Below are 22363 nucleotides of genomic sequence, written 5' to 3' on the forward strand. Positions count from 1 at the left end.
CAACGCGTTCGGGCAGGTGGGCGTCTGTCGGGGCGATGATGACCACCGTGGAGGACGGCTACGACCTCGACCGGCTGTACCGGGAGCACTACCGCTCGCTGGTGCGGCTGGCAGCGATCCTGGTCGACGACGTCGCCACCTGTGAGGAGCTCGTCCAGGACGCCTTCGTGGCCGTGCTGCGTCGGGCGGGCGGCTGGGCGGAGGCCGGCAAGGCACCGGCCTACCTGCGGTCCGCCGTGCTCAACGGGGCGCGGTCACATCTCCGCAAGCAGCAGGTTCGGCGGCGCTGGCTGCGATCCGTCGACCCGCCCGTCGACCTGCGTGGCGCCGACAGCGCCGCTCTGCTCGACGCCGAGTCGACCGAGATCCTCACCGCACTCCGGTCCTTGCCCGAACGTCAGCGCGAGGTGCTGGCGCTGCGGTACTACCTCGACCTCTCCGAGGCCGAGATCGCCGCGACGCTGGGCATCAGCACCGGTTCGGTCAAGACCCACGCGCACCGGGGCCTCGCCGCCCTGGCGCTCCGCTTCGAGGGAGTCGAGCGATGACCATCGAGGACCGCCTCCGCCGGGCCATCGCTGCTCGCACCCGTTCGGTCGACCCGTCCGACGACGGCCTCCGACGGATCGACGAGAGGCTCCGCGACCCTGGAGGCGACGTGCAGTTCCCGACCAACAACCGCTGGTACCTGGTGGCAGCGGCCGCCGTGGTGGTGGCCATGATCGCCGGCGGCGTCGTGCTGGCCACCGGCGACGACGACGGCCCCACCAACACCGCCGACGAGTCCGACGGCACCACGACCACCGAGGTCGAGGACACCACGACCAGCACCTCGGCGCCGTCCACGACCACGACCACCACCACCGACACCTCCACCACCGTCACCACGACGGAGCCGCCGGCACCCTCCGGTCCCCCGGCCGAGGTCGTCGAGAGGGCGGTGTGGCCGCGGCCCTCGAGCGACGTCCGCTTCGACGACCCCGTCGCCGCCGCCAGCAGCTGGGCCCGCTTCTACGCCGGCTTCCCGAACCCGGTGATCGGCGCCTTCCGCCAGGGCGACAACCGCTCGGGCGAGGTCCCGGTGCAGCCCCTCGCCGACGGCCCCGAGACCACCGTGCTGGTGCGCCAGCTCAGCGACGGCAACTGGTACGTGATCGGGTCGAACACGGCGAACATCACCGTGACGGCGCCCACCACCGGTGGGCTGCTCTCGTGCCCGCAGGTCTTCCAAGGGACCGCGCTCGCCTTCGAGGGCACCGTGCAGGTCCAGATCGACGCCTACCAGCCCGACGGCGACCGGGTGACGGTCGGCAGCGGCATCGTGACCGGGGGCGGCGGCCCGGCAGCCCCCTTCGACGGCCAGATCGACTGCACCCTGCCGACCTCCGCCGAGCAGTACGGCATCGTCAAGCTGTACACGGTCGACGAGAGCGGCGAGCCCGGCCGCAGCGGCACCTGGGAAGCAGCGACCTTCCCGGTAAGACTGGACGCACGAGCGGCCCGCAGCTGACGTCTCGTCGAGCCGGTCAACCTCGCCCCGTCCCCACCCGTATGAGTCGTTGATGGACAGTTCACGAAGGGACGCCGAGTTCCGGGAGGCGTTTCCCCGCCTGCACGCTCGGGCCTACCAGGCGGCCTTCCGCCTGCTGGGCGACCGGGCGGCGGCCGAGGACGTGGCGCAGGAAGCGCTCACCCGGACCTACGTGCACTGGTCGAGGTTGGACGAGCGGCGGGAGGGCTGGGTCGTGACGACCGCGGTCAACGTCGTGCTCGACGGGTTCCGGAGGGACCGGCGCTGGCAGGCGTTCCGGTCGTCACGGCTGGCCACGGCCGCCGCCGACGCCACCCACGACGACGACCAGACGCAGCGACTCGACCTGCAGCGGCTGCTGGCGGCGCTCCCCCGTCGCCAGCGCCAGGTCGCGGTGCTGCGCTACCTGGAGGACCGCCCCGTGCGCGAGGTCGCCGACCTGCTCGGGTGCTCGATCGGCTCGGTGAAGCGCCACGCGTCCCGGGCCGCCGCCGCCCTGCGGGTGGCGATGGAGTCCGAGGCCACCACCGACCCGGCGACAGGAGGCCTGTGATGTTCGACCACCTCGACGATCCCAACCCGCCCCAGCCGTCCGCCCTGCTGGTGGACCGCATCGCCGCCGAGGGCGCACACCGCCTGCGCCGCCGTCGCATCGTCGCCGGCGGAGCGATCGTGGCCGCCGCGACCCTCGCGGTCGCCGGCATCGCCGCCGCCGGCCGGCTCCCGGGCCAGGACGGCTCCGACGTCGACACGATCGGCCCCGTCGGGCCGGACACCACCACCACGACGTCGGAGGCCCCCAGCACGTCGACCACCCCCGAGTCGACCACGACCACCACCACCACGGCGGGCCAGCCGGGCAACTCGACCCCGACGCCCCCGGACACCGGGGAGGGCGGCGACACGTTCGCCGCCGTGATCAAGCACCCCTCGGCCGACACCGCCCAGGTGGTGCTGGCCAGCGCCACCACCGGCGAGGTCGACCGGGTGCTGGCCGAGTTCCCCCTGCTCAACCGGCCGATGAGCTGCTGTGTCGCCTGGTCGCCCCAGGAGCAGGCCGTCTACTACGTGGTGCCGGCCGGCGACTACGGGTCGGGCATGCTGCCCGACACCATCTGGCGGGTCGCCGTCGACGACACGACGCCGGACCAGATGGTGGCCGGATCGAACCCGTCGCTCAGCCCCGACGGCACCAAGCTCGCCTACACGACGCCCTACGAGGGCGACACGCCCGGCGCCCTGGTGGTCCACGACCTCGACGGTGGCGGCGAGCGCCGCTTCGTCGCCCCCTCGGTGGAACACGGGATCTATGCCACCGGCTTCGCCGACGACGACACCGTCGTGTTCGCCAGCGCCGATCCGGAGGCGCCTCCGCGAGTGGCGGCGCTGTCGCTGCTCGGCAGCGGCGACCAGCTGTCCGAGGCCGAGGCGCTGGGCCCGCCGTCCACAGCTCCCCCCGGCACCGGCTGGTCGTCCCCGGAGCTCCGGGTCGCCGACGGGCTGCTGGGCGTGGTCGAGACCTGCTGCGATCTCGACGCCAACTCGCACGAGGGCGGCGCGTCGTACCTGGTGGTCGACCCCGCCAGCGGCGCCGAGCTCGACCGGGTAGCCCTGCCGGGCCGGATGCTCGACGCCGAGGCCGGCCCCGAGGGCACGGAGCAGCTGTTCCTCCGCCCGCCCCCGGACAGCCCCGGTCCCAACAGCCTGCTGCGGCGGGCCGGCGGGGAACTGGTCGAGATCGGTGCCAACACCCAGTTCATCGCCATCGACTGGTGACGGACAGATGAAATCGGGTGGCTGGTGGCCCCCCAGCGGCCTCCAGCCACCCGATTCCTTGGGGCTTCCGCTCTGCATGCCGCTGCCGATGCGGAGCCCCAGACTCGCGGGGTTGCCCTATTCGATCCGCAGCCCGGAGATGGCCCGGGCGATCACCAGCTGCTGGATCTGCTCGGTGCCCTCGAAGATGTCGAAGATCTTGGCGTCGCGGTGCATCCGCTCCACGGGGTACTCCCGGGTGTAGCCGTAGCCACCCAGGATCTGGATGGCCCGCTCGGTGACCCACACGGCCACCCGGCCGGCCTTCAGCTTCGACATCGAGCCCTCGGCGTTGGTGTAGCCGCCGTTGCGGCTCAGCCAGGCGGCCCGGTGGACGAGGAGGCGGGCGGCGTCGATCTCCATGGCCATGTCGGCCAGCATGAAGGCGATCGCCTGGTTCTGGATGATCGCCTTGCCGAAGGCGACCCGCTCCTTGGCATAGCCGAGCGAGTACTCGTAGGCGCCCCGGGCGATGCCGATCGCCATGGCGCCGACGGCCGGGCGGGTGGCCTCGAAGGTCGCCATCGCCGGCTGGCTGGCGCCCGTCTTGGCGCCCTCGCGGGCCCGGGCCAGCTTCCCGTCGAGCTTCTCCTTGCCGCCGAGCAGCAGGCGACCGGGGACCCGGCAGTCGTCGAGCACCACCTCGGCGGTGTGCGACGCCTTGATGCCGTGCTTCTTGTACTTCTGGCCCTGGGAGATGCCCTTGGTGCCCGGCGGGATGATGAACGTCGCCTGGCCCCGACTGCCCAGGGTGTGGTCGACGGTGGCAACCACCACGTGCACGTCGGCGATGCCGCCGTTGGTGATCCACGCCTTGGTGCCGTTGAGCACCCACTCGTCGGCGGCCTCGTCGTAGACGGCCCGGGTCTTGAGGCTCGACACGTCGGACCCGGCGTCGGGCTCGGACACGCAGAAGGCGCCGAGCTGCACCTTGTCGGGGGTGCCGAAGCACTGCGGCACCCACTCGAGCAGCTGCTCGGGGGTGCCCTGGCCGGCGATCCCTGCGGCGGCGAGGCCGGACCCGAAGATCGACAGGCCGATGCCGGCGTCGCCCCAGAACATCTCCTCCAGGGCGACCGGGAGGGTCAGGCCGCTGGGGTCGCCGGTGGCCGCCTGGGCGAAGAAGTCGAAGCCGTAGAGGCCGATCTTGGCGGCCTCCTCCACGATCGGCCAGGGGAACTCCTCGCGCTCGTCCCACTCCTCGGCGGCTGGACGGATGACGGTTTCGGCGAAGTCGTGGACCCACTTCTGGATCTGCTGCTGGTCCTCGTTGAGCTCGAGGGAGAACTCGCTCATCTGGCTGGCTCCTGTGCGGGGGCGAGTCGGTCGATCACAAAAAGTTACCCTCCGGTAATCGGCCGCACCAACGGACACGTGCCCACCAGGGCAAACGCGACGCTACCCACGCGTTCCGAGCGGGAATCGGGACGGGTCGTTGACCCCGGCGACCCCGCGCCGTTGACTTTGGCGATGCCGACCATGCGCATCGCGATCGCCGAAGCGATAGGGACCCTGATCCTCGTCGTCTGCGGGCCCGGCAGCGCCATCATCGCCACCGGTGAGTTCTTCCCCGACGGATCCATCGGCGTCCTCGGCGTCGCCCTGGCCTTCGGCCTGGCGCTGCTGGTGGCGGCCTACGCCGTCGGGCCGGTGTCGGGCTGTCACATCAACCCGGCGGTCACCTTCGGCATGTGGCTGAGCGGCAAGGTGAGCACGGCGCTGGCGCCCGTCTACGTGCTGGGCCAGGTCGTCGGCGCGCTCGCCGGCGGCCTGGTGCTCTGGGTCGTCACCGGCACGATCGACGGCTTCGAGCCCAGCGCGAACAACTTCGCCGCCAACGGCTGGGACGAGCTGTCACCCGGCGGGTTCGGCTTCGGCGCCATGGTGATCGTGGAGGTGCTGATGACGGCCCTGCTGGTGTTCGTGGTGCTGTCGACGACCCAGCGCGGCTACTCGGCGACCGTGGTCGGCGTGCACGTGGGCCTCGCCCTCACGCTCATCCACCTCGTGAGCATCCCGGTCGACAAGACCTCGGTGAACCCGGTCCGCAGCCTCGGTGTCGCGGTGTTCGCCGGGAGCGACGCTCTCGAGCAGCTGTGGGCCTTCGTCGTCTTCCCGATGGTCGGCGCGGTGGTGGGCTGGCTCGCCCACCGCACGCTCCACGTCGACTCCGACGACGCCGCCGCCTGACGCCGGCCTACGACGGGCGGACCTGGGTGCCCGTCGACGAGTCCTCGACGACGTAGCCGGCCGCCTGGATCTGGTCGCGCAGGGCATCGGCCCGACCCCAGTCCTTCGCCGAGCGGGCAGCGTCGCGGTCGTGGGCCAGCGCCAGGATCTCGTCCGGCACCGCGGCGGCACCCGCCTCCAGCACCAGCCCCAGCGCGCCGCTGATCTCCCGCACCGCCGCGGCCAGGGGCGTCGCCGTGGCCAGGTCGTGGGCGTCGAGCGCCGTGTTGGCCCCGCGCACGAGGTCGAACAGCAGCGCCGTGGCCCGGGGGGTGTCGAGGTCGTCGTCCATCGCCTCCCGGAACCGGGTCAGCGCCTCCGGGTCCGGCGTGCCGCCCTCGGTGTGCTCGGCGGCCCGGCGGGCGAAGGTGTCGAGCCGGTCGAGGGCCGTCTCGGCGTCGGCCAGCGCCACCGCCGTCACGTCCATCGGCGACCGGTAGTGCGACCGCAGGATCAGCAGCCGGAACGCCCGCGGATCGTGCTGCTGGACCAGGTCGACCAGGTTGGTGACGTTGCCCAGCGACTTCGACATCTTCTCGCCGTCGTTCTCGACGAAGGCGTGGTGCATCCAGTGGTTGGCGAAGCGCTTGCCCAGCGCCACCGCCTGGGCCCGCTCGTTCTCATGGTGCGGGAAGCGCAGGTCCTGGCCCCCGGTGTGCAGGTCGAAGCCCTCGCCCAGCAGGTCGAGCGACATGACCACGCACTCGGTGTGCCAGCCGGGCCGCCCCTCGCCGAACGGCGCCGGCCAGGACGGCTCGCCGGGCTTGGCCAGCTTCCACAGGGCGAAGTCGACCGGCGAGCGCTTCTCGTCGTTGGCCTCCACCCGGGCTCCGGCCCGCAGCGAGTCGAGCGACTGCAGGGCGAGCAGGCCGTAGCCGTCGACCTGGGCGGTGTCGAGGTAGACGCCGTCGCTGGTCTGGTAGGCGAGGCCGCGGCGCAGGAGCTCGGCCACGGTGTCGACCATGTCCTCGACGTACTCGGTGGCGTGCGGCGTGTCGGTCGGCCGCTCGACGCCGAGCGCGTCCATGGCGTCCCACCACACGTGCTCGCAGCGGCGGGCGATGTCGGCCGGGTCGCGCTGCTCACGGGCGGCGCGGTCGATGATCTTGTCGTCGATGTCGGTGACGTTGGAGACGTGGCGCACCTCGTAGCCCGACCAGGTCAGGTAGCGGCGCAGCACGTCGTAGGTCAGGGTGCTGCGCCCGTGCCCGAGGTGCGGCGGCCCGTAGACCGTGGGCCCGCACACGTAGATCGACACCTTGCCGTCTTCACGGGTCGCGAGCGGCACGACCTGACCGCGAGCGGTGTCGAAGAGCTGCAACATGGCTAGCCAGGTTACGCCTGGCGGTGTGTCGCTCAGGTGCGTATTCGGGTGAGAGCGAAGCTCGCCGCCAGGTAGCCCACCGCGCACAGCATCAGGGCCAGGAACGCCGAGTCGCTCATGCCGGCGACCCGGGAGCACCAGGCGACCAGGACCACGTGGATCACCGCCACCGTCGTCGGGCCGGCCGCGACCTTGGTCCGCCGCCGTACCAGCGGCTCGACGGCCATCACGCCGAGGCAGGCGAAGCCGCCGACCACGGCACCGGGTCGGGCCTGGCCGTCGACCGCCACGCCCCAGGCCACCACCGCCGTCGCCAGCAGGGCCCCGGGAACGCCCAGGCGCGTCGTCGGCCGCAGCAGGCCCAGAGCGCCGATCGGCAGCACCGCTCCCATCGGCACCACCACGTGCTGCGTCTCCGGCACCGTGACCCACACCCCGAACATCGTCACCGCCAGCAGCGCCAGCGCCTGACCCCGGGCGCGCCGGCCGAAGTCGGCGACCAGCCTCCCCCCGCCGACGACCACGACGGCCAGCGCCGGCGGGACCCACGCCCGGCCGCCGTCGGGCAGCCCGTCGAGCAGGTCCCGGTTCTGGAGCGCGAGCACCACCGCCGCCGTGAACGCCAACCCCACCCCGCGCCGGAGCCACCCCGCGATCGCCGCCGCGAGCGCGCCGCACACGAGCCCCACGTGGAAGCTCTCGTTGCCCAGGAGATCGACGATCGAGCCCATCAGGCCACCGTCCGCCGTGCGGTGGTCGTCACGACCGGGACATTAGGCGCCCGATCCCGTTCGGGCCGGTCGGAACCGCGCAACTACGCTGGGTCGGTGACCAACATCCCGGAGAAGCCGAGCCTGGAGGGGCTCGAAGCCAAGTGGCGTGAGCGGTGGGAAGCCGACGGCACCTACCGCTTCGACCGCACGAAGACGCGGCCCGAGATCTTCTCGATCGACACGCCGCCGCCCACCGTGTCGGGCACGCTGCATCCGGGCCACGTGTGCTCCTACACGCACACCGACACCGTCGCCCGCTACCAGCGCATGCGGGGCAAAGAGGTCTTCTACCCGATGGGGTGGGACGACAACGGGCTCAACGTCGAGCGGCGCGTCCAGCTGCTCACCGGCACGCTGTGCGACCCGTCGCTGCCCTACGACCCGGAGTTCCAGCGCCCCGAGAAGCCGCCCAAGAAGCCCGTCCACATCAGCCGGCCCAACTTCACCGAGCTGTGTGGCGAGGTCGTGGAGCAGCTGGAGCAGACCTACTTCGACCTGTGGTCCGACATCGGCCTGTCGGTCGACTGGTCGCAGACCTACCGCACCATCGGCCCCAAGGCCATCCGCACCAGCCAGCGGGGCTTCCTGCGGCTGCTGGGCCGTGACCTGGCCTACCGCTCCGAGTCGCCCACGCTGTGGGACGTCGACTTCCGCACCGCGGTCGCCCAGGCCGAGCTGGCCGACCGCGAGACGCCCGGCGCCTACTTCAAGCTGCGCTTCACCGGGCCCGACGGCGAGCCCCTGCTGATCGACACCACCCGGCCCGAGCTGCTGCCGGCCTGTGTCGCGGTCGTCGCCCACCCCGACGACGAGCGGTTCAAGCCCCTGTTCGGGCGGACCGCGACCACGCCGCTGTTCGGCGTCGAGGTGCCGATCGTCGCCCACGAGCTGGCCGACCCCGAGAAGGGCACCGGCGCCGCCATGATCTGCACCTTCGGCGACACCACCGACGTCACCTGGTGGCGCGAGCTCGACCTCGACCTGCGGGCCGTCGTCCAGCGCGACGGTCGCCTCCGCCCGGTCACGTGGGGCGAGCCGGGCTGGGAGTCGCACGACGTCGCCGCCGCCCAGGCCGCCTACGACGAGCTGGCCGGCAAGAACGCCAAGCAGGCCCAGAAGCGCATCGCCGAGCTGCTGACGGAGTCGGGCGAGCTGGAGGGCGAGCCCCGGCCCATCACCCACCCGGTCAAGTTCTGGGAGAACGGCACCCGGCCGCTCGAGATCGTCACCAGCCACCAGTGGTTCATCCGCTACCCCGACAAGGAGTCGATGCTGGCCCGGGGCAAGGAGCTCAACTGGTGGCCCGACTTCATGCGGGTCCGCTACGAGAACTGGGTCAACGGCCTCCAGGGCGACTGGAACATCACCCGCCAGCGGTTCTTCGGCGTCCCGTTCCCCGTCTGGTACCCGATCGACGCCGACGGGGCGATCGACTACCTGTCGCCGATCCTGGCCAGCGAGGAGTCGCTCCCGGTCGACCCCTCCACCGACGTCCCCCCCGGCTACAACCCCGACCAGCGCAACCAGCCGGGGGGCTTCGCCGCCGACCCCGACGTGATGGACACGTGGGCCACGTCGTCGCTGTCGCCGCAGATCGCCTCGGGCTGGGGCGACGACCCCGACCTGTTCGCCCGCACCTTCCCGATGGACCTGCGCCCCCAGGCCCACGAGATCATCCGCACCTGGCTCTTCTACACGGTGGTCCGGGCGCACTACGAGCACGACTCGCTGCCCTTCTACAACGCCGCCATCTCGGGGTTCGTGTTCGACCCGGACCGCAAGAAGCTGTCGAAGTCGGCCGGCAACGCCCCCGACGACCCGAACCTGCTGATCAGCCGGTTCGGCTCCGACGGCGTCCGCTACTGGGCCGCGAACGGCCGTCCGGGCATGGACATCGCCTTCGACGAGGGCCAGATGAAGATCGGGCGGCGGCTGTCGATGAAGCTCCTCAACGCCGCCCGGCTGACGCTCGGCTTCGGGTCGACCGCCGACGGCACGGTGACGGAGCCGCTCGACAAGGCGATGCTGGCGTCGCTGGCGGCCCTGGTCGACGAGGCCACGGGCGCCTTCGACCGCTTCGACTACGCCCGGGCGGTGGAGCGCACCGAAACGTTCTTCTGGTCGTTCTGCGACGACTACCTGGAGCTGGTGAAGAACCGGGCGTACGACGCCTCCGACGAGGCCGGGCAGTCGTCGGCGAAGGCCGCGCTGGGCCTGGCGCTGGAGACCCTGCTCAAGCTGTTCGCCCCGATCCTGCCCTTCGTCACCGAAGAGGTGTGGTCGTGGTGGCAGGAGGGGTCGATCCACCGGTCGCCGTGGCCGTCCGCTGCGAACCTGCGGGCCGCCGCGGGTGACGACGCCTCGCCGGTGGTCCTGGCCGTCGCCGCCGACGTGCTCGGTGAGCTGCGCAAGGTCAAGAGCGAGGCCAGGCGGTCGATGAAGACCGAGGTCACGTCGGCCACCGTCAGCGACACGGCCGACCGGCTGGCGCTGCTCGCCCAGGTCGTCGACGACGTGCGGTCCGCCGGCGTCGTCTCGGATCTGTCGACCACCGAGGGCGACGCCCTCTCGGTCACCGCCGAGCTGGCCCCCGAGGCGGCGCGCTAGGGCTTCGGGTCGGCGGCCGGGTTCGGCGCGACCGCGTCATCCGGGTCCTCCCGGTCCTCGCGGATCATCAGCCGCTGGCCGTTGGGCACCTCGATGTCGTTCTCCTCGAACACGCGGAGGATGCGTCGCCGCAGCTCGCGGGTGATGGTGAACTGCTGCGCCGGCTTGGTCTTCACCACCAGCCGGATGTGGATGGCGTCGAGCGCCAGCTGCTCCACGCCCCAGACCTCGGGCTCCTCGAGGACCATCTCGGACCACTCGGGGTCGTGCCACAGCTCGTCGGCGGTCTGCTTGATGAGCCGCTGGGCCAGGTCGATATCGGTGCCGTAGGCCACGTTGACGTCGAGCAGCGCCCGGGCCCACTGCTGCGACTTGTTGCCGACCCGGGTGATGGCACCGTTCGGCACGTGCCACACGGTGCCGTTGACGTCGCGCAGGCGGGTGACCCGCAGGCTGACCTCCTCGACGGTGCCCGAGGCCTCGCCCAGGTCGACGATGTCGCCCACGCCGTACTGGTCCTCGACCAGCATGAAGAAGCCGGAGAGGAAGTCCTTCACCAGGCTCTGAGCGCCGAAGCCGAGGGCGACACCGGCGATGCCGGCGCTGGCGATGAGCGGGCCGAGGTCGATGCCGAGCTCGCCGAGGATGGTCATGGCGGCGATCGCCCAGATGACCCCGGTGGTCACCGACCGCAGCACCTGGGCCAGGGTCTTGGCGCGGGCGGCGGCCCGGGTGGAGAAGGCGGTGGCGTCGACGACCATCGAGCCCGCCCGCCGGCGGATCTTGCCCAGCGCCTCGGAGGCGGCCGAGGGGTTGGTGACGCGCACCGTGAAGCGATCGATGGCCCGGCTCAGCAGGCGACTGACGATCCAGGCCAGCAGGAGGACCAGGACGATCTTGCCGATCGTGCCGAAAAGCAGGTCGGACGCCTCGGCGAGGCTCTCGCTGTCGGTGACGTCGAGGACGCGCTTGCACACCCACGAGGCGTCGTCGCCACAGGCGGCAGCGACGTCGGCCGGGTCCGTCTGCAACAGCATCGCTGGCCACGCTAGCGATGTGACGACTCGGGCCTCGATCCCGATGCCTTGACTGTCTCACTCAATGCTTAGAGTTCCTTCTCGATGGTCACCGAGGTCGACGCCGCAACTTCAACCTCCGTCCCGACGGCGAACTACGAGGCTCCCGAGCCCACCCCGTCGGCGCCCAAGATCCCCCTGCCACCCGACCGCCTGGGCTACCGGCTGAAGCGCAAGCTGCTGGGCAAGCCCATGCACACCGAGGAGCTCGAGCACGAGCGGCTCGGGAAGCCCACGGCGCTGGCCGTGTTCGCCTCCGACAACCTCTCGTCGTCGGCCTACGCCACCGAGGAGATCCTCCACGTCCTGGTCGCGGCCATCGGCCTGGCGGCGTTCTCGCTGGTCGTGCCCATGACGATCGCGATGCTGGTCGTGTTGGGGCTGCTGATCATCTCCTACCGGGAGACGATCAAGGAATATCCGTCGGCGGGCGGCGCCTACCTGGTCACCCGAGACAACTTCGGCATCGTGCCGGCACAGGTCGCGGGGGCGGCGCTGCTGATCGGCTACATCCTCACCGTCGCCGTGTCGGTGGCCGCGGGCAGCGCGGCGATCAGCTCCTCGATCGAGGCGCTGGCGCCCTACCGGGTGCCTATGTCGCTCGGCTTCATCGCGCTGATCGGCTACGGCAACCTGCGTGGGGTGCGCGAGTCGGGGAAGCTCTTCGCCGCACCCACGTTCTTCTTCATGGCCGTGATGATGGTGCTGCTGGGGTGGGGCCTGGTCAGCTTCCTGAAGGGCGACCTGAACGCGGTCGACAGCTACGGGGAAGGCACGGTCCACTTCGGCAACCAGGCCGACGGGGCGCTGTACGGCATCTCGTTGTTCTTCCTGGTGAAGGCGTTCGCCTCCGGTGGCGCGGCGGTCACCGGCGTCGAGGCGATCTCCAACGGCGTACCGGCGTTCCGAGAACCGGCCTGGCAGAACGCCCGCACCACCCTCGTCGTCATGGGCAGCGGCCTCGCCGTGATGTTCCTGGGGATCTCGCTCCTCGCCGCCAGGACGAAGATCGCACCCTTCGAGGACGGCACGCCCACCGTGCTGGCACAGATCGGTGAACAGGTCTTCGGTGCGGGCGGCATCGGCCACGTGATGTCGACCGTCCTCAACGTCGCCACCATGCTCATCCTGGTGTTGGCCGCGAACACCGGCTTCGCCGACTTCCCCCGGTTGGCCAGCCTGCAGGCGGGCGACAGCTTCCTGCCCCGCCAGCTCACCCAGCGGGGCCACCGCCTGGTGTTCTCCAACGGCGTCTTCGCCCTGGCGGGCTCGGCCGCGATCCTGGTGGTCATCACCGGCGCTGAGGTCACCCGGCTGATCCCGCTCTACGCCATCTCGGTGTTCACCGGCTTCACGCTGTCGCAGTCCGGCATGACCATGCACCACATCCGCAAGAAGGAGCGGGGCTGGGTGCGGGGCGTCGCCGCCAACGGCGTCGGAGCGATCATCTCGGGCACGATCGTCACGGCGGTCATCTGGACGCGCTGGGACGACGCCTGGATCATCCTGCCGATCATGCCGCTGTTCGTACTGGTGCTCCTGCGCCTCAACCGGCAGTACGAGCACGAGCGGGCGACCCTGGAGTACGACGTGCCCGCGGCGGCGACGGCGCCGATCCTGCGGCGGCACGTCGTGCTGGTGTTCGTCGACCGGCTCGACCTGGCCGCCGCCCGGGCCATCCAGTACGCCCGCACGCTGACGCCCGACGAGCTGCGGGCGGTCCACTTCGCGGTCGACGACGACGCCGCGGCGCGGCTCGCCGACGAGTGGCGGCGCCTGGGCATGTCGCGGGTGCCGCTGGAGCTGGTCGCCTGCTCCGACCGGCGCATCACCCGGGCCGCCGTCGAGACCGTGGCCCACGAGCTGTCCGACGGCGACACCGAGGTGTCGGTGCTGCTGCCCGACCGCAAGTACAAGGGCATCTGGCACCGCATCCTCCACGACCGCACGGCCGGCGAGATCCTCGCCGAGGTGTCGCGGCTGCCCCACGCCAACGTCACCACGGTGCCGTTCCAGTTCGACAACATCACCGCCGAAGACACCCTGCTGCCGATCGAGCCGGCTGCGGTGGCCGCCACCGTGAAGCCGGGCGGCGTCGGGAAGGGCCCCAAAGCCGAGCGCGGGCCCCGGGCCAGCGCGGAGCGGGTCACCCCGATCGGCGACGCCCGCTGGCGCGACCGGGTGCGCGTGCAGGGGAAGGTCCGCTCGGTGCGGGTGGCGCCGCGCCATGACGTACCGGTCTTCGAGTGCGTCGTCGACGACGGCACCGGCACGGTCATCGCCGTCTTCCTCGGCCGCCGCGAGCTGGCGGCCGTCAACGTGGGCACCCAGGTCGAGCTCGTCGGCACCATCGGCATCCACCGCAGCCGCCTCGCCCTCCTGAACCCCACCTACCGAGTCGTCACCTCAGCAAGCCACTGAAGTCCGCGAAAGTCCGCGAAATAGGCCGATATTTCGCGATTTGCCGGTGGTGCTAGAACTACAGTCGGTGAGGTGAGCACAGTGGCTGAGTACCCCACAGGTTACGAATATCCATCAGGCGGCTTCCCCAAGGACCTGACCTGGGACGAGTTCCTGGCACTTCCCTACGAGCTCCGCAACGCATCGCTCGTCGACGGAGAAGTTGTCGTGAACCGGCCCAATGCCCAGCACGAGTGGATCGTGCGCAACCTCATCCTCGTCTTCGCTGATTGGACGCGGGCGGCGCCCGACCGGGGCCAGGTGTCCACCCAGCAAGCCGTGAAGATCAACGATCGCCGCGGCTACCAGCCCGACTTCGCCTGGTACCCGCAGGAGCTGTGCGCCCCCAAGGGCGAGAAGAGGAAGTTCTCCGGGCTCCCCGGGTTGGTGGTCGAGGTGCTGTCGCCGTCGACACGGGCCTACGACCTCGTCCGCAAGCGACGCGACTACGAGGCGATCGGCATCGGCGAGGTCTGGTTCGTCGAGCAGGACGTCGATCGCTACGGCATCGTGGCGTGCCAGCGCCAGGATGCCGACGCCGGGTTCGGCGACACCGAGTTCAAGGTCGGTGACCGGCTCGCCAGCCGGTTGCTCGACGGCTTCGACCTCGATGTCGCCGACGTGTTCCGCGACGACTGACGTCAGCCCCGGCGATGCGTCAGGACCAGGCGGGGAGGAGGCGGGCGACGGCCTCGGCGAGGAGGACGACGGTGGCCAGCATCGGTGGGGCGGTGAGCAGGTAGGCGGAGCGGGGGCGGCTCGTGCGGTAGAGCGCCAGGGCCACGGTGACCGTCAGCAGGTACGCCAAGCCCGCCAGCACCAGCGGGGCGACGCCGCTGCTGTCACCTTCCCGGCCGTCGGCCTCGGAGCGGCGCCCGGCCTGGGACGTCGGCTCGTACGGCTGGCCCTCCATCTCGGCCACCACCACCACGGCGTCGCCCTTCGCCCACGGGAGGCTCGAGTCGGACGACACGAGCGTGAGCCGGTCCTCGTCCTCGGTGGGGCCGTAGACGTCGTCGGGCATGCCCTCGCCCGACGACACGGTCCGCACCTCGTAGAGCGACTGGCCCTGCGGGGTCGACACCACGATCTCGTCACCCCGCCGCAGCGACGCCAGGTCGCCGAAGGGCGCCCCGAAGGCCGTACGTCGGGCCACGACGCCGCTGTTGCCCGGCTGGCCCAGTCCGGCGGTGCCCGGCACGTGGCCGGGGCCCCTGCGGGTCTGCTGCGGGCCGACACCCTCGACCACCACCTGGAGCAGCTCCAGGTCGCCGATCTCGAGCACCGCCACCGGGGCCCCGGGGTCCGGAGCCTCGAGGTCGGGGCCGGCCTCGGCGTTCGGGTCGAAGCTGAGCTCCTCGTCGGCGGCCTGGCGGATCTCGGTCCGGATGTCGGCGAGCAGGTTGCGCTGCGACCGCCGCTGCAGCATCGGCCCGACCCCGTAGACCACCAGCACCACGCCCAGCACGGTCACCAGCAGCCAGGCGGTCACGGCCACCGCGACTCGCCGCGGCGTGATCGGCGCCAGCTCGCTCTGCCACCACGGCCGCGCCTCGACCCCCTCACCCGGCTTCTCAGCCGGCAGCGGGGCCGGGACGGCGAGCTCGTGATCCTTCTCGACGAGCACCGGCGAGCCGGGAGACGTCATGGCGCACCTCGGCCCGAGAGGACGGGGAGGCGGACCGCCGCCAGCCGGCGGCGGGTGAAACGGGCCGACCGGGCGACGGCTCGGCCGGTGGCCCTGGCGCCCTCGGGCAGCTCACGGCCGGAGGTCAGGAAGGCAGCGCCGGAGGTGAGCACCACGATCAGGAGGAGCGACAGAGGTGACATCACCTCGTTGAGGCCCCGGACGCCCAGGAACGGCGGCATGTCGATCTCGGCGTCGTCGACCTCGTCCGCGGCCTCCTCCCGGTCCTCCGCGGTGGACTCCCGGGGAGGCGTGCCCCCGTGCGGGCTGCTGTCGTCGTCCGACGACGGGCCCCCGGAACCGAAGTCGGAATCGTCGTCGGGCACCGGGACGAAACCGCCCGGCACGGACCCCGGTGGGGGTTGCGTCCCTGGGGGCCGGGTCCCGGGCGGCTGGGTCGTCGGGGTGGTGGGCGGACCCGGGACACACGTGGTCGACGGCGTGGCGCCCACCTGTGGGATCGCCGCCGTCGCCTCGGTCCGCAGACCCGGCGTGAGCGGCACGAGCCCGTTCGGCAGCACCGCCTGCCCGTCGCCGGTGATGTACCCGAGCCAGTCGCCCAGCAACTCCTGGCTGTCGGTGCGGGGGGCGCACACGTCGCCGGCCACGTCGAAGAGCGGCTCCGCCGGCGCCAGCGCGTACTCCACCATCGTCAGCGGATAGGCGCCGGGGGCGGTGGCGGCGACGTTGGGCGCCAGCAGGCCGTTGTCCTGGCGGGCCATGGTGGGCACGGCGGCGGCCAGCGAGGCCGGCGTCGGTGCCACCCACTCACCGGCCGCGTTCGGGAGGCTGACCGGGGTCATGCCGAGCCGCGTCGCCGTCGCCAGGTCGGTCCACACCCACTGCGGGCCCAGCTGCGACGGGGACACGTTCACCAGGCGCGTGAAGACGGCCCGGTCGATCGCCGACTGGTCCGAGACGATGCTGAGGGACGTCGTGAACGTCGGCTCGTCCGGATCGTCGGGCACACCCAGGTTGGCGGTCACGCCGCGGTCGGCGGAGGCCTGCGCAGGGCCGGCGTTCCAGGCCGCACCACCCAGCTCGTCGAGGTAGTGGGTCATGTGGAGAGTCACCGCACTGCTGCTCGCGAGCGCCATCGGTGACCGGGGTTCGACCTGGGAGTAGACGGCGCCGAGCACCGGGTTGCGGGCCAGCACCTCGGGACCGTTCAGGAAGATCTGGCCCTGGCCCAACATCGTCGCGACCTCTCCCGCCGTGAGGCGCAGCTCGCCGTACGGCAGAGGTTCGGTCGGGGGGACGTTGGGGTCGGTGGCGGTGAAGTGCCCCCCGGCGGCGGCGAGCACCACCGCGTTGAGGGCCACCGGGGTGGCCACGGTGTCGCGGGTGGCTTCCGGCGTGAACCCGAGCTCGCCGGCACCGACGGCCGTGTAGGCGATGTCGCGCTCGCCCTCGGCGAAGTCGGTGACGGCCGCACCCTCGTCCGGGATGGGCGCCAGCGTCGCGCTGCCCGTGCCGCCGGGCAGGCCGCACTGCGCCCGGGTCCACTCCCGCCAGGCACCGACGATCCGGTCGGACCCGGCCGAGCGCAGCGCACCCGGGGCGGCGCCACCGCAGCTGGCGGTGGGGTCGTCGTCGACGTAGGTCAGGACGGTCGAGGAGTCGAAGTACTGCGTCGTGGCGCCACCGGCGGTCGGCCGGGCGCCCACGCGCACCACGAGCACGCAGGGGTCGTCCGGGCCGCAGGTCAGGGCGAAGCGGTCGCCCGTGATCGTGCTGTCCCACTCGGCGGTGCCGACGCCCGCGACGATGCGCCCGCGCGCCCGTGCGTCGCCGGTGAACCTGTGGAGGGTCCAGAACGACGATGCGCCGGAGGCCGACATGGGGACGTCGCCGGGACAGTTCCCACCGTTCTTCCCGACGTGGGAGACCGTCGTGTACGCCTGGCCCGGGCGGCAGATGTACGCGTTGACGGCGCTGGCCCTGAGGTCGGATCGCATGGTGACGTCGACGTCGACGAACTGCGCGTCGGCGAGGCCGTCGGTCCGCGACACCGTGACCGTGAACGGCTCCGGCGTCTGGGCGGAGCTGGTCGGCCCCGGCCCCGCCAAGAAGTTGGCGACGACGAAGAGCAGGGCGGCCGTAACGACCGCGACCAGCGATCGAGACCTGCGTGCCTCTCGATGGCGGGACATGTTGTGCCTTCTCCAGTCTGGGGACGCGAGCAGACGGACGAGGCCCGCTCGACTCGATGAGGGCCGTTATCGCACACGGACGTGAACGAACTCCGGCCCTCGGGGCCAACGAAGGGTGAACAGTCCGCAGCCCCCGGCGACGATGCCGGGGGCTGCAAGACGGTTGCCAGCTACACGCCAGGGCGTGCCGTCACACGGGCACGTACAGGCGGCAGAGCGAGCCGCCCAGGTTGTTGGGGCCGATCGCTCCGGTCAGCCGGCCGAAGCCGAGGCTGGCGATGCTGTCGGTGGTGCCGAGGGTCCCGCTGCACAGCGGGCTCGTCGGACCGGCGTCGACGTTGTCGAAGCCCACGTAGCGCTTGGCGCTGTCGTAGGAGACGTGCGTGCTGTCGATGACGTTGAACACGAACCGGACACCCTGGTAGTCGGGGGTCGGGTCGACCATCGCCACGTTCGACTCACGGACCGGGGCCGCCGGGAACTCGGTGTCCTCGGCGTTCAGCTCGAACTGCCCGTCGTCGCTGCGCACGATGTTCTGGCCGTCGAGGTTCTTGATGAGCTGACCATGGCGCTGGTCGGGAGCTGCGCCCCGAGCCTGGGCGACCCAGTTGGCGCCCGAGTAGGGCACCAGAGCCGTCTGCTCGTGGTTGTTGGTGTCGATCAGCTCACCCGTGTTCTCCTGGGTGATGACCGGCGCCGGGCAGGAACCGGTGCTGATCGGCACCGGGTCGAAGCCGAGCACCGCGTCCCGGAAGAACTGCATCGTGCCGGACGCGGACTGCGGCCAGTAGCGCTGGATGGCGCCGGCCGAACCGCCGACCTGGTTCCAGTTGGTGAAGGTGCAGTTGTAGATGCCCCGCAGCTGGGCCAGCGTCAGGTTCGCCGGAGCCAGCGTCGACGCCGAGGACCAGCCGACCGCGTCGAGCGCGAAGGCGTAGTACTCGAACGTCGCCAGGTCACCGGTCGACGGGTTGATCGCCCGCGGGCCGGCCGACGAGCGGGCGATGTCGATGCAGCCGTCGTCCGCGAGCACCGAGGCACGCAGCGCGTTGCGCCCGGCGCCGGAGCCGTTGGGAGCGACGATCTCACCGCTGCCCGGAGGCGTGCGGTAGCTGATCGCACCGCAGTGCTCGTCCGCCGGAACGGCGATCGGCGCGGTCTGGACCGACAGGACGTTCCGCAGGATGTCGCGGTCGTCGGCCGGGGTGTCGGGGTTGTTGTTGTAGGTGGTGTCCAGGTTGTAGTCGGCAACGATGTCCGCCGAGACGTCCTGGGTGGTGTCCGAGCCGGCCAGAGTGATCACGTCCTGGTCGCCGTCGGGGCCGTAGTCGCACGCCGCGAGGGCGACGACCGACAGCACGGCGGCCCCACCTACGGTGGCGCGCGCGTACCGCTTGACTGAGCGGAAGCTCATCCTTCTCCCCTCCCTGTGCCCCGCCTTGGGGCGCTGTGGATGGGTCAGTTCTGACAAAAGGGATCCCAACAGGACAAGGCAATCGGAACGAACGAATGGTGAAATGTGTTTGTCATCCGGCCGACTCAATGCCGGGACATCAACCGGACACCAGCCGTTCATCCTGAGGCCGCTAACGTTCAAGTCGAGTTCGCCCGGGGGTGCTTGCCGATCCCCGAATCTCCTGGTTTGATGCCTCGGATGGACAGGCGGACGGGGGCATCGACTTGACCGATCAGCGGGCTGACGACACGCTGCATATCGGGACAACCACCCCGCGCATTGTCGAAGATCAGCCGACCAAATCGGACCGTATTTTCGGTGGAACCACCACCACGTCCGGGCTCGTCGTACTGGTCCTCTTGGCGCTCGTCGGGCTGTTCCTGCTGCTGCGGAGCCGTGACGCCTTCGACGTGGCCGGGTGGTCGTTCTTCACCCGCGTCGAGTGGCGCACCGATGTCGACCCGCCCGAGATCGGCGTGCTCGGCCTGGTCGCCGGCACCGTCCAGGTGGCCGTCATCGCCGTGCTGATCGCCATACCGCTCGCCGTCTGCGCCGCGCTGTTCATCACCGACTACGCGTCGGCCCGCTGGCGCGGCGTGCTCACGGGGCTCATCGACCTCCTCGCCGCCATCCCCAGCCTGCTCTACGGCATCTGGGGCTGGCTGCTCCTCAGCGAGCAGCTGGCGCCACTGTCGGCCTTCCTGGCCCGGCACCTCAGCTGGATCCCCTTCTTCGCCACCGGCGACGACCCGGAGCTCGTGCAGTCGATGTTCATCGCCGGTGTGGTGGTGTCGCTCATGGTGCTGCCGATCGTCGCCTCGGTCACCCGCGAGGTGTTCGCGCAGACCCCGCCGGGCGAGAAGGAGGCCGCCCTCGCGCTCGGTGGCACCCGCTGGGGCATGATCCGCATGGTCGTGCTGCCCTACGGGCGCGCCGGCATCATCGGCGGCTCGATGCTCGGGCTCGGCCGGGCCCTGGGCGAGACGATCGCGGTGACGCTGCTGCTCCCCCAGCTCCCGCTGCTCACGTGGCAGGTGCTCGAGAGCGGCGGCGCCACGGTGTCGGGCTTCATCGCCACCCGGGCCGGTGCCGACGACTTCACCACCTCGGGCCTGATGGCGGCCGGGCTCGTCCTGTTCGCGGGCACCCTGGCCACCAACATGGCGGCGTCGGTGATCGTGTCCCGCAGCCGCTCGGGCGTCGGCGTGGAGACCGTCTGATGGTGGCGCCCGTGCGCCTCCCGCCCCGCCGCGCCGACGTGGCCGCGGCGTCCGCGACGAGCGCGTCCACCGCCGTCCCCCGCCCCCGGCGGCGCCCGTCGGAGTTCGAGGGCATCGACTACGCCACCATGGCCGGCTGCGCGGTCAGCGCGCTGGCGCTCAGCTGGGTGGTGTTCACCCGGCTCACCGAGGGCGTCGGCTGGTTCGGCTTCGTGCTCGTCGTCTACCTGTGCTTCCTGGCGCTGTACGGCCTCGTCTCGGCCGACCGGCTGGGCCGGCTCCTCGCCGTCGACCGCCTGGCGACCGTGGCGATCACCTCCGGCGCGGTGCTGCTGGCGGCGCCGCTGGTGTGGCTGGTCGGCTACGTGGTGCTCAAGGGCCTGCCGTCGTTGAGCACCGACTTCTTCCGCGAGGACCAGGGCGGCATCACCCCGTCGATGCCGGCCGACGCGGGCGGCGGGTCGCACGCCATCGCCGGCAGCCTCCAGCAGGTGGCGCTGTCGTTGTCGTTGTCGCTGCCGTTGGCCCTGGCGACGGCGGTGTTCCTCAACGAGACCCGCTCGCGACTCCGCCGGCCGGTGCGGATCTTCGTCGACGCCATGAGCGGGCTGCCGTCGATCGTGGCCGGCCTCTTCATCTTCGCCGTCCTCATCCTGCCCTACGCCGAGGACTCCGACGTGTTCGGCAACAACGGCCTCATGGCCAGCCTCGCCCTGGGCATGATCATGGTGCCCACCATCACCCGCACGGTGGAGGTGGTGCTGCGCCTGGTGCCCGACGGCCTGCGCGAGGCCAGCCTGGCCCTGGGCGCGTCGCGGGCGCGCACGGTCTGGTCGGTGGTGCTGCCGACCGCCCGCAGCGGCATCACCACCGCCGTCGTGCTGGGCATCGCCCGGGCCGTCGGCGAGACCGCCCCACTGCTGTTCACGTCGGTGGGCGCCAGCCTCTTCAACTCGAACCCGTTCAACGGGCCGCAGGAGAGCCTGCCGCTCTTCGTGTTCAGGAACATCCGCAACACGCCGCTGCCCACGCAGATCGACCGCGGCTTCACCGGCGCGCTCGTGCTGATGCTGATCGTGCTGACGCTCTTCGCCATCACCCGGATGGTGGGCGGCGAACGCAAGGGAGGGAGACGAAGGTGAGCATCCCAACGGAGCAGGCGACGGAGCAAGCGGTCGACCTGACGGCCGGCCCGATGCGGTCGATCGACGATCCGCTCGCCGGCCGGCCGCCGATACGCCTGGTCGGCGGCCCGCCGCCCGGCGCCGCCACCCTCACCGCCCGCGGCGCCTGCGCCTGGTTCGGCGACCACCTCGTGCTGGAGAACGTCGACCTGCACATGCCGGCCAACCAGGTGACGGCGCTGATCGGGCCGTCGGGCTGCGGCAAGTCGACGTTCCTGCGCCTGCTCAACCGCATGCACGAGCTGGTGCCCGGCGCCCAGCTGGCGGGCGAGGTGCTGCTCGACGGCCAGGACATCTACCGGGCCGGCATCCGCGCCCAGGAGGTGCGCCTGCGGATCGGCATGGTGTTCCAGAAGCCGAACCCGTTCCCCGCCATGAGCATCCGCGACAACGTGCTCGCCGGGCTCAAGCTGGCCCGCATCCGCTGCTCGAACAAGCAGGAGCTGGTGGAGCAGGCGCTGCTGCGGGCGGGCCTGTGGCGCGAGGTGCGCGACCGGCTCGGCGACGCCGGCGGAGCCCTCTCCGGCGGTCAGCAGCAGCGGCTGTGCATCGCCCGCGCCCTGGCCGTGCAGCCCAACGTGCTGCTGATGGACGAACCCTGCTCGGCGCTCGACCCCACGTCGACCCGCCGCATCGAGGACACCATCGCCGAGCTGCGCCAGCACATCACCGTGGTGATCGTCACGCACAACATGCAGCAGGCCCAGCGGGTGTCCGACCACTGCGCCTTCTTCCTGGCCACCGAGAACCAGCCGGGCCAGGTCGTCGAGCACGACACGACCGAGACGATCTTCTCCGACCCGGCCGACGAGCGCACGCTCGCCTACGTCGAGGGTCGGTTCGGCTGA

General features: G+C 71.4%; 18 protein-coding genes. 11 read left to right on the forward strand and 7 right to left on the reverse strand.

What is annotated here, in order from left to right:
- Positions 1-35 precede the first annotated feature (35 nt).
- From VK611_01340 to VK611_01355, 4 genes are read left to right on the forward strand one after another with little or no spacing between them, the layout of a single operon-like run.
- Entirely contained in the window at positions 36-548 is a 513-nt protein-coding gene (locus VK611_01340; GenBank protein HMG39934.1) for a SigE family RNA polymerase sigma factor, read from the forward strand.
- Complete coding sequence (locus tag VK611_01345) at positions 545-1510, forward strand: Gmad2 immunoglobulin-like domain-containing protein (protein ID HMG39935.1); 966 nt, start codon at positions 545-547, stop codon at positions 1508-1510. Before VK611_01340 ends, VK611_01345 begins: the two co-directional genes overlap by 4 nt.
- A gap of 52 nt (positions 1511-1562) precedes the next feature.
- Positions 1563-2084 (forward strand): sigma-70 family RNA polymerase sigma factor, encoded by a 522-nt coding sequence (locus VK611_01350; protein ID HMG39936.1) that lies wholly within the window; start codon positions 1563-1565, stop codon positions 2082-2084.
- Positions 2084-3307 carry a hypothetical protein gene (locus VK611_01355; protein ID HMG39937.1) on the forward strand — a complete coding sequence of 408 codons (1224 nt, stop codon included), beginning with the start codon at positions 2084-2086 and terminating at the stop codon, positions 3305-3307. The genes VK611_01350 and VK611_01355 overlap by 1 nt, the downstream gene beginning before the upstream one ends.
- 117 nt (positions 3308-3424) lie before the next feature.
- Here the strand turns inward: VK611_01355 and VK611_01360 are convergent, their stop codons facing one another.
- Entirely contained in the window at positions 3425-4642 is a 1218-nt protein-coding gene (locus VK611_01360) for an acyl-CoA dehydrogenase family protein (protein ID HMG39938.1), read from the reverse strand.
- A 183-nt stretch (positions 4643-4825) separates the two neighbouring features.
- On the opposite strand from VK611_01360, the gene VK611_01365 reads away from it, so the two are divergent.
- Positions 4826-5536, forward strand: coding sequence for an aquaporin (locus VK611_01365; protein HMG39939.1), 711 nt, complete (start codon positions 4826-4828; stop codon positions 5534-5536).
- 7 nt (positions 5537-5543) lie between these two features.
- On the opposite strand, the gene cysS is transcribed toward VK611_01365, so the two are convergent.
- A complete protein-coding gene (cysS, locus tag VK611_01370) occupies positions 5544-6899 on the reverse strand; it encodes a cysteine--tRNA ligase (protein ID HMG39940.1) in 1356 nt (451 codons plus the stop codon).
- 32 nt (positions 6900-6931) lie between these two features.
- The gene (locus VK611_01375) at positions 6932-7630 is read right to left on the reverse strand and encodes a hypothetical protein (protein HMG39941.1); all 699 of its coding nucleotides are present in this window, start codon (positions 7628-7630) and stop codon (positions 6932-6934) included.
- A gap of 96 nt (positions 7631-7726) precedes the next feature.
- Between VK611_01375 and valS the strand changes: the two genes are divergently transcribed.
- A complete protein-coding gene (gene valS / locus VK611_01380; protein ID HMG39942.1) occupies positions 7727-10279 on the forward strand; it encodes a valine--tRNA ligase in 2553 nt (850 codons plus the stop codon).
- Here the strand turns inward: valS and VK611_01385 are convergent.
- A complete protein-coding gene (locus tag VK611_01385) occupies positions 10276-11316 on the reverse strand; it encodes a mechanosensitive ion channel family protein (GenBank protein ID HMG39943.1) in 1041 nt (346 codons plus the stop codon). The genes valS and VK611_01385 overlap by 4 nt on opposite strands.
- 84 nt (positions 11317-11400) lie before the next feature.
- Between VK611_01385 and VK611_01390 the strand changes: the two genes are divergently transcribed.
- Both VK611_01390 and VK611_01395 read left to right on the forward strand, forming a co-directional pair.
- On the forward strand, positions 11401-13776 hold the full coding sequence (locus VK611_01390; GenBank protein HMG39944.1) for an amino acid permease: 2376 nt from the start codon (positions 11401-11403) through the stop codon (positions 13774-13776).
- A gap of 72 nt (positions 13777-13848) precedes the next feature.
- Positions 13849-14454: a Uma2 family endonuclease gene (locus VK611_01395; protein HMG39945.1), complete on the forward strand. Its 606-nt coding sequence runs from the start codon at positions 13849-13851 to the stop codon at positions 14452-14454.
- 19 nt (positions 14455-14473) lie between these two features.
- On the opposite strand, the gene VK611_01400 is transcribed toward VK611_01395, so the two are convergent.
- The 3 genes from VK611_01400 to VK611_01410 all read right to left on the reverse strand — a co-directional run bounded on the left by VK611_01400 (position 14474) and on the right by VK611_01410 (position 19069).
- Positions 14474-15463, reverse strand: coding sequence for a class E sortase (locus tag VK611_01400; protein ID HMG39946.1), 990 nt, complete (start codon positions 15461-15463; stop codon positions 14474-14476).
- The gene (locus VK611_01405) at positions 15460-17655 is read right to left on the reverse strand and encodes a hypothetical protein (protein ID HMG39947.1); all 2196 of its coding nucleotides are present in this window, start codon (positions 17653-17655) and stop codon (positions 15460-15462) included. Before VK611_01405 ends, VK611_01400 begins: the two co-directional genes overlap by 4 nt.
- Positions 17656-17845: 190 nt before the next feature.
- On the reverse strand, positions 17846-19069 hold the full coding sequence (locus VK611_01410; protein HMG39948.1) for a substrate-binding domain-containing protein: 1224 nt from the start codon (positions 19067-19069) through the stop codon (positions 17846-17848).
- A gap of 200 nt (positions 19070-19269) precedes the next feature.
- Here VK611_01410 and pstC point away from each other — a divergent pair, with 200 nt between their 5' ends.
- From pstC to VK611_01425, 3 genes are read left to right on the forward strand one after another with little or no spacing between them, the layout of a single operon-like run.
- A complete protein-coding gene (gene pstC / locus VK611_01415) occupies positions 19270-20331 on the forward strand; it encodes a phosphate ABC transporter permease subunit PstC (protein ID HMG39949.1) in 1062 nt (353 codons plus the stop codon).
- Positions 20331-21473: a phosphate ABC transporter permease PstA gene (pstA, locus tag VK611_01420; protein ID HMG39950.1), complete on the forward strand. Its 1143-nt coding sequence runs from the start codon at positions 20331-20333 to the stop codon at positions 21471-21473. The genes pstC and pstA overlap by 1 nt, the downstream gene beginning before the upstream one ends.
- Positions 21470-22363, forward strand: coding sequence for a phosphate ABC transporter ATP-binding protein (locus VK611_01425; protein HMG39951.1), 894 nt, complete (start codon positions 21470-21472; stop codon positions 22361-22363). Before pstA ends, VK611_01425 begins: the two co-directional genes overlap by 4 nt.

This window comes from Acidimicrobiales bacterium (assembly GCA_035316325.1).
Classification (GTDB): domain Bacteria; phylum Actinomycetota; class Acidimicrobiia; order Acidimicrobiales; family VFJN01; genus DASXTK01.